General features: G+C 64.7%; 9 protein-coding genes and 1 tRNA gene. 4 read left to right on the forward strand and 6 right to left on the reverse strand.

The annotated features are described in order from the left end of the window. Positions 1-7 precede the first annotated feature (7 nt). From WBQ44_RS19600 to WBQ44_RS19620, 5 genes are all read right to left on the reverse strand, one after another. Positions 8-80, reverse strand: a tRNA-Ala gene (locus tag WBQ44_RS19600). Positions 81-140: 60 nt separating this feature from the next. Beyond that, the gene (gene sepX / locus WBQ44_RS19605; protein WP_495568334.1) at positions 141-1,001 is read right to left on the reverse strand and encodes a divisome protein SepX/GlpR; all 861 of its coding nucleotides are present in this window, start codon (positions 999-1,001) and stop codon (positions 141-143) included. 163 nt (positions 1,002-1,164) lie between these two features. Continuing rightward, positions 1,165-1,812 (reverse strand): GNAT family N-acetyltransferase, encoded by a 648-nt coding sequence (locus WBQ44_RS19610; RefSeq protein ID WP_495568335.1) that lies wholly within the window; start codon positions 1,810-1,812, stop codon positions 1,165-1,167. Between the two features lie 37 nt (positions 1,813-1,849). Further along, positions 1,850-3,109 carry a molybdotransferase-like divisome protein Glp gene (glp, locus tag WBQ44_RS19615; RefSeq protein ID WP_495568336.1) on the reverse strand — a complete coding sequence of 420 codons (1,260 nt, stop codon included), beginning with the start codon at positions 3,107-3,109 and terminating at the stop codon, positions 1,850-1,852. Positions 3,110-3,139: 30 nt separating this feature from the next. Beyond that, a complete protein-coding gene (locus tag WBQ44_RS19620) occupies positions 3,140-4,102 on the reverse strand; it encodes a UTP--glucose-1-phosphate uridylyltransferase (RefSeq protein WP_495568337.1) in 963 nt (320 codons plus the stop codon). Between the two features lie 80 nt (positions 4,103-4,182). Between WBQ44_RS19620 and WBQ44_RS19625 the strand changes: the two genes are divergently transcribed. From WBQ44_RS19625 to WBQ44_RS19635, 3 genes are all read left to right on the forward strand, one after another. After that, positions 4,183-4,821, forward strand: a complete 639-nt coding sequence (locus WBQ44_RS19625; RefSeq protein ID WP_495568338.1) for a 5-formyltetrahydrofolate cyclo-ligase — start codon at positions 4,183-4,185, stop codon at positions 4,819-4,821. Between the two features lie 138 nt (positions 4,822-4,959). Next, positions 4,960-5,316 (forward strand): FmdB family zinc ribbon protein, encoded by a 357-nt coding sequence (locus tag WBQ44_RS19630; protein WP_495568339.1) that lies wholly within the window; start codon positions 4,960-4,962, stop codon positions 5,314-5,316. Positions 5,317-5,412: 96 nt separating this feature from the next. After that, positions 5,413-6,069 carry an SAF domain-containing protein gene (locus tag WBQ44_RS19635; protein ID WP_495568340.1) on the forward strand — a complete coding sequence of 219 codons (657 nt, stop codon included), beginning with the start codon at positions 5,413-5,415 and terminating at the stop codon, positions 6,067-6,069. On the opposite strand, the gene WBQ44_RS19640 is transcribed toward WBQ44_RS19635, so the two are convergent. Next, a complete protein-coding gene (locus WBQ44_RS19640) occupies positions 6,066-6,602 on the reverse strand; it encodes a hotdog family protein (RefSeq protein WP_495568341.1) in 537 nt (178 codons plus the stop codon). The two genes, WBQ44_RS19635 and WBQ44_RS19640, sit on opposite strands and share 4 nt — an antisense overlap. A gap of 211 nt (positions 6,603-6,813) precedes the next feature. Here WBQ44_RS19640 and mscL point away from each other — a divergent pair, with 211 nt between their 5' ends. Beyond that, positions 6,814-7,284, forward strand: coding sequence for a large conductance mechanosensitive channel protein MscL (gene mscL / locus WBQ44_RS19645; RefSeq protein WP_495568342.1), 471 nt, complete (start codon positions 6,814-6,816; stop codon positions 7,282-7,284). Positions 7,285-7,349: the final 65 nt, after the last annotated feature.

The raw sequence follows: 7,349 nt of genomic DNA on the forward strand, positions 1-7,349 counted from the left end.
AACTCTGTGGAGCTAAGGGGAATCGAACCCCTGACCTTCTCGATGCGAACGAGACGCGCTACCAACTGCGCCACAGCCCCTTTTTTACGACCTCGCGATCGCTGCGCAACCTTATCAAAGGTCGCTCCGGGTTCCGAACGTCAGGCCCCCGACGCCCGCCTGATGTCGTCGTCGACGGGCGAGGACTGTTGGAACGGCTCCGAGTAGTGCGGCAGGTGGTCGAACTCCGGGTCTTCGTCGTCGATTTCGAGCACGACGGCGCCGGGGCGCCGCAGCCGCTGCGGGACGAGCTCGAGTTCGTCGTCGGTGCGCGATTCGACACCGAGCCGCGAACGGCCCATCCGTGTCATGCGTCGACGGCGGATATCCTGTTCGATCTGCACCTGACGGCGGAGGTAGTAGAGGTACGCGCCCAGCGATGCGATGGCGAGGCCGCAGGCCCACCAGAGCATTCCGGTGATGATGACGGCCAAGGCGGCCGAGGTGATGGCGGCGAAGACGAGACCGAGTACTGCGCGCTGCCGGAACGAATACCGGGCTGCGCGCGCGATGGCGTCGGCCTCGGGATCGAATCCTCCGCGACCGCGCCGGTTGGGCACGTAGTCCTTCGGTACGCCCCTGTCGCGAGACTCGCTGTCCCGCAAGGCACCCTCTCTCGAGTCCTCGTCGTGCATGGTGTCGTCACGCTCGATCGTGTCGGTGTCTGCGTGAGTGTCCATCGAGTCCTCCGCGTTGTTCGCGTTGTTCGGTGCTGAGCGTCCGAAGACGACGCTGGCGGGTGCCGAGACACGCTCGTCGTCCTCGGGTCGCCAATCGGGGTCGCTCGCATGTCCGACGGCGGGTCCGCGCGCCGGCTTCTTGGTTCCCCCGCGGTGCAGTACGCGGGTGGCGAGTGCAACGTCGGATGTCTGCATGATGCGCGGACGTTTACTGGTCATCATCGGAAGCAGCACGAAGACCCAGACGGCAACCAGACCGATCCAGATGATCGAGTTGGGCATCTCGGCGCGCTCCTTCCGAGGCAGGCTTTTCCGGTCTTACAGCTTTTGACGTGATCAGGCTATGCGGAAGCCGCGGACGAACCGGGGAGACGCGCCGACCCGAATTACACACACGTCACTCTAGTCACATCAGTCTCGAGAATGGCCGAAGGCCGAACTTCCGTCAGGCCCAGGCGGCTCGACCGGACCGCACGAGGCGATCGGCCACGGTCACCTGCACCTCGGGCGCGGTGATTGCCACCAGGAGGTGATCGCGCCAGCGACCGTCGACATCCAGGTAGTTCTTCAACAAGCCCTCTTCGCGGAAACCGACGTTGCGCAGCACAGCCTGGCTCGCCGCGTTCTCCGGGCGAACCGTCGCCTCGACGCGGTGCAGTCCGACGCCGCCGAAGCAGTGATCGAGCCCCAGCGCCAGCGCGGCCGTGGCGACGCCTCGGCCGTTGACCTCCTTGGCGACCCAGTAACCGATCCACGCCGACCGCAACGCACCCCGGACGATGTTGCCGACGGTGAGTTGCCCGCAGAAGTAGCCGTCCAACTCGATGGCCATGGGAATCATGTGTCCCTTGCGCGCCTCCGACTTCAGGCCCGAAACGAGGCCCGGCCACGCCGAAATATGGTGTCGCGCAGCCCACGAACCCTCACCGGTCGGCTCCCACGGTTCGAGGTGCGCGCGGTCGGCGAGTCGGATACGGCTCCACGTAGCGGCATCTCGCAACCGGACGGGACGGATGACGACGGTGCCGCCGGCAACTTTCAGAGGTCCCGACTTCGCCGGCCAACCTGGGTGGCTCGACCACGTGCTGGGCATCTGTCGATATTAGGCGGTGCCGGGCACGGGCCCACCACTAGCCACGCTGGGCCAGGAACGACACACCCACTTCTTCGCCGGTGCGAATTTCGGTGACGTCGGGCTCGATGACGACGAGGCAGTTGGCTTCGGCGAGCGTCGCCAGCAGGTGCGAAGACGCCCCGGGAGCGCCGCCGAGCGCCTGCACGAGGTATTCGCCCGTTTCCTCGTCGCGCATGAGCTGACCGCGCAGGTAGCCCTTGCGGCCCTCGATCGAGGTGATGGGGGCGACGGTTCGCGCGGTGACGGACCGACGCATGGGCTGTCGCCGTCCGAGCGCGATGCGGATGAGCGGACGCACCATGACCTCGAACACCACGAGGGCACTGACCGGGTTGGCCGGCAGGAGGAACGTGGGCACCTCGTCGCGCCCCAGTTGCCCGAACCCCTGCACCGAACCGGGGTGCATCGCAACGCGTTCGACTTCGAGGTCGCCGAGGTCGGAGAGCGCCTCACGAACGCCTTCCGATGCTCCCCCGCCCACAGCGCCTGCGATGACGACGATCTCCGAGCGGATCAGCTGACCCTCGACCACCTCGCGGAGGCGTTTGGGATCGGTGCTGACGATCCCGACGCGGTTGACGTCTGCGCCGGCGTCGCGTGCCGCGGCAGCGAGCGCATAGGAGTTGACGTCGTAGACCTGTCCCGACCCTGGTGTGCGGTCGGTGTCGACGAGTTCTCCACCCACCGAGATGACGGACAGGCGTGGCCGCGGATGCACGAGCACCTTGTCGCGTCCGACAGCGGCGAGCAGTCCTACCTGGGCCGCGCCGATGATGGTGCCCGCGCGGACGGCGACGTCACCGGGTTGGACGTCGTCGCCGATTCTGCGGACATAGTCGCCGGAACGCACCGGGCGGAAGACCTTGACCCGGGCGCGGCCACCGTCCGTGCGGTCCAGCGGAAGAACGGCGTCGGCCAGCGTCGGAAGCGGAGCGCCGGTATCGACGCGTACCGCCTGCCGGGGCTGAAGGCGGATGGGTTGCCGTGACCCGGCGCTGACCTCGCCCACGACGGGCAGCGTCAGGTCGATCCGCTCGTCGTCCTCGTTGCGCAGGTCGGTACCGGCGGCGGAGACGTCGACGCTTCGTACTGCGTAGCCGTCGATGGCCGCTTGGTCGAAGCCGGGCAGTGGGCGCTCGGTGACGACTTCCTCGGCGCAGAGAAGGCCCTGCGCTTCCGATATCGCGACCCGTACAGGCCGTGGTGCAACTGCCGCAGCAGTAACCCTGGTCTGCTGATCCTCAACCGAGCGCATCTGGCCCTTCCTCTACGTGTTCACATGGGCCTACTCGTACTTGGTGAGTTGCGGCGCCCAATCGTCGCTCAGACGCTCGGTCAACCACTCACGCAGCGACGGACCGTAATCATCGCGTTCGAGTGCAAAGTCAACCGCAGCTCGGAGGTATCCCCCGGGATTTCCGAGGTCGTGTCGGGGTCCGCGGTGCACGACAACGTGCACGGGGTGGCCTTCCTCGATGAGCAATGCGATCGCGTCGGTGAGTTGGAGCTCGCCGCCAGCACCCGGCTCGATTCGTCGGATTGCGTCGAAGATCGCGCGGTCGAGCAGGTAACGGCCTGCGGCGGCGAAGAGCGACGGAGCTTCCTCACGCTTCGGCTTCTCGACCATGCCGGTGACCTTGAGCACGTTGGGGTTGTTGGCGTCGGGAACAGTCTCGACGGAGAACACGCCGTAGGAGGACACGTTCTCTTCGGGGACCTCGAAGGCGCACAGGACGGTGCCGCCGCGCTTGGCGCGCACTCGCGACATCACGTCGAGGACGCCGCGAGGAAGTACGAGGTCGTCGGGAAGCAGGACGGCGACGGCGCTCTCGTCGTCATCGAGCACCTCTTCGGCGCACGCAACCGCATGACCGAGACCGAGCGGCTCCTGCTGAACAACGGACTGCACGTCGAGCAGGGCCGGTGCGACGCGGACCTTCTCGAGCATCTTGAGCTTGCCGCTCTTCTCGAGCTTGGTTTCGAGGACGAGGTCTTCGACGAAGTGAGCGACAACGCCGTCTTTGCCCGGTGAGGTGACGATGACCAGTCGCTCGGCGCCCGAATCGGCGGCCTCACCTGCGACTAGTTCGATTCCAGGGGTATCGACGACCGGGAGCAGTTCCTTGGGAACGGTCTTGGTTGCCGGGAGGAATCGTGTACCCATGCCCGCTGCGGGAACGATCGCAGTCCGAAAGTACCGATCCGGAACGGTTTCGGACGCAGTCGGTTCTGTCGCGGCTTCTGTCATGCTGCCCACCCTATCCATGCTCACTGCGGCAGTTCTTCCGCATGTGGTGTCTGTTTCCCCTGGTGCTTAAGCTCGAAACCATGACGCCAGGTGATTCCGAGACGCCGACCTGCGCGGCCCCGTCCTCCACGGTGCCGTCTCCAAAAGTGGAGTGGCGGCGGTCCGTGCTGGCTCGGCGTCGTCTGGTCGCTCCAGCGGAGCGCGCCGAGGATTCTTTGAAACTGTGTCATGCCGCAGCGGATTCGGCTCGCGGAACGCGCGCCGTCGCCGCGTACGTGCCGGTCGGCAGTGAGCCTGGCTCACTGGATCTGCTCGACGCACTCCGGGCGGTGTCCCCCACCGTCCTGGTGCCGATAGCGCGCGAACCAGGCCCTTTGCACTGGGCAGAGTACACAGGCCGGAGGAGTCTGATCGCGGCTCCCTACGGGTTGTTCGAGCCGGCGGGAGCCGTGCTGGACCCCGAGTCCGTAACGGGGTGCGAAGTGGTCTTCGTCCCCGCTCTGGCGGTCGACAAGCGCGGCGTCAGACTGGGCCGGGGCGCCGGATTTTACGATCGGACGCTCGATCTCGTCGGTCCGGGCATTCCGATCGTGGCGGTCGTCCGAGACGAGGAATTGGTAGAGGTTTTGCCGGAGGAACCGCACGATCGACGGGCGACGCACGCGTTGACGCCGAGCCACGGCCTCGTCGAGCTGGCCCGGGAATACCCGTCCGAATAGCTACGTTGGCAGTCATGACTGTAGAGTGCCAATGCTCTCTAGTTTGAAGTTTTTTCGGCACACCAGTGGTCTCGACGTCAGTAGTACACCGCGGCGATATCTCCTTGGTGACCAGTGGACCAGCGCGGAGGAACATCGATGCCCACCTATTCGTACGCCTGCACCGAATGCGACAACCGATTCGACATCGTGCAGTCGTTCAGCGAAGACTCGCTGACCGTCTGCCCACAGTGCACCGGCAAGCTGCGGAAGCTGTTCAATTCCGTCGGCATCGTGTTCAAGGGAAGCGGGTTCTACCGCACCGACAGTCGCAGCGGATCGAGCACTGTAAGCGAAAGCTCGGGCGATTCGAAGAGCGATGCCGCTCCCCCGAAGAAGGAGTCGGCCCCCGCGTCCAGTTCCTCGAGCTCTTCGAGCAGCGACACGTCTTCCTCGAGCAGTAGTTCCTCTTCGTCGAGTTCGTCCTCGTCACCGTCGAAGGCTGCTGCCAGTTAGCCACGCTTTCACCAGTTGTCCACAGGCCCCGGCGTTATCCACAGCCGGGGCCTGTTCTGTGCCTAGTCGAGGTGCACGTCTCGCTAGCGTGCTCTCATGCCGAGTACTCGTAGTCGCCTCGACGCCACCCTCCTCGACCGCATCGCGGGTCGGCCCGGGTGGACGAGAACCATTCTGTGCAGGCGCATCGCAGCAGGGCTGCTCGCCGCCGTTGCCGTCGTCCTCTTTGCGCGCGACGCCGTAGCCACCGACACTGTGCGTGTGGTGGTGGCGGCCGCGGATCTCGCTCCCGGGTCCGCGCTCGACGCTGCGGACGTGCGGATCGCGGAGTATCCCCCTTCGGCGGTTCCCGACGGTGCACTCGGCTCGGTTGACGAGGTACTCACCCACACAGTTGCCGGGCCGGTCAGGGCGGGTGAACCGCTGACTGATGTGCGTCTGCTGTCGTCGCGTCTCGCGGAATCTGCGCTCGGCGGGTCGGATGCCCGCATCGTTCCCATTCGGCTGACTGACGCAGGTGTGACCGAGCTTCTTCGTTCGGGCGACACGGTGGACGTGCTGACGGTCGGCGAGGACGAGAACGACCGCACCGCGCGAGTGCTCGCGAGCAAGGCCGTGGTGGTTCTGGTGTCCGAACAGGACGCACGTGCGCGCAGCAACGAGCAGGTGGTGCTGGTGGCGATGTCAGCCGCTGATGCGATGACGGTGGCTGCAGCCTCGCTGACGAGTGCGCTGACCGTCACCTTCCACTAGCTGCTGGCTGCGAGGCCTGTTCCGCGCCGCTCCGGCTCGGTGGTTGTTTCGGTGTCGACGGGCTCGTCTTTTTCCACGGTCGAGCATTCGAGATGGCCTTCGAATGTGGCGTAGTTGGTGAAGACGAGTGCGCCGATGGTGTCGGTGAAGACGATACGGACGTTATAGATGTCGACGTCATCGTTTGCGTCGTGGGTCTCGATGAACACGTCACTGTGGAGGACGTCGGACGCACGCAGCGGGCGGTGTTCGCGCACGCGCTGCTCAGAAAGCCGGAGAACGTACGAGTCGAAGTCGGCGAACACTTCGCGCACGACGTGCAGGGCCGCGGAAGTACCGAGGTTGCGGTACGCCTCGTCCCGGTGGGCGTAATCGTCGACGTCGGCTGCTGTGGGGAACAGTCGAAGGAGGGCAGACCTGTCGGCCAGCTCGATCGACGGGTTGTGGAAGGTCGTCAAGCGGTGTCGCTTGCCGAGCACACTCTCGATCCACTCGCGAGTGGGAGCGGCATTGTTCACGCTGTGACGGCCCATAGCGGGCATAGTAACGTGCCCAGGATCGAACACGCCAATCTTGGTTGATCTCACAACCAAGCTGTAACAGGCCAGTTAGAGCAAGTAACCTTCCTTCCGGTCTTCTTTCGGTTCCACTCGCGTTCGGATTCGAGGTGTCGAACCGAAATTCATCGTCATCTCGGTTAGCCTCGCCACTGGTGTATACGCGGGTTCAACAGAAGGGTCGGCCATGCTCAAAGGATTCAAAGACTTTCTACTTCGCGGCAATGTCGTGGACCTGGCGGTCGCAGTTGTCGTCGGAGCCGCATTCACTGCAATCGTCACGGCTTTCACGACGAACATCGTCAACCCCCTGGTCGCTGCTCTCGGCGGGTCCAACGAGTACGGCTGGGGATTCCAAATCACCTCGAGCCCTGAAACATTCATCAACGTCGGCGCCGTGGTGACAGCGGTGATCAACTTCGCCATTATCGCTGCCGTCGTGTATTTCGTCCTGATCCTGCCTGTGAACACCGCGAAGAAGCGATTTGTCAGCGCTCCCGAGAAGGAACTGAGCGATGTCGATGTGCTGGTTCAGATCCGAGACATCCTCGCCGGGGGCACCGAAGCCGGGCAGAAGATCTCGACCCCAGAAGACAACACCGGCGGCAGCGGCGAAGCGACGGTCGACACGCCCGACTTGGGGAAACACAGCAAGTAGGAAAGTTCAACCGTTCGAACGACAAAGGTGCCAGCCACGCTCCGTTGAGCGCGGGTGGCACCTTT

The organism is Rhodococcus sp. (in: high G+C Gram-positive bacteria) (assembly GCF_049591685.1).
Lineage (GTDB): Bacteria > Actinomycetota > Actinomycetes > Mycobacteriales > Mycobacteriaceae > Rhodococcoides.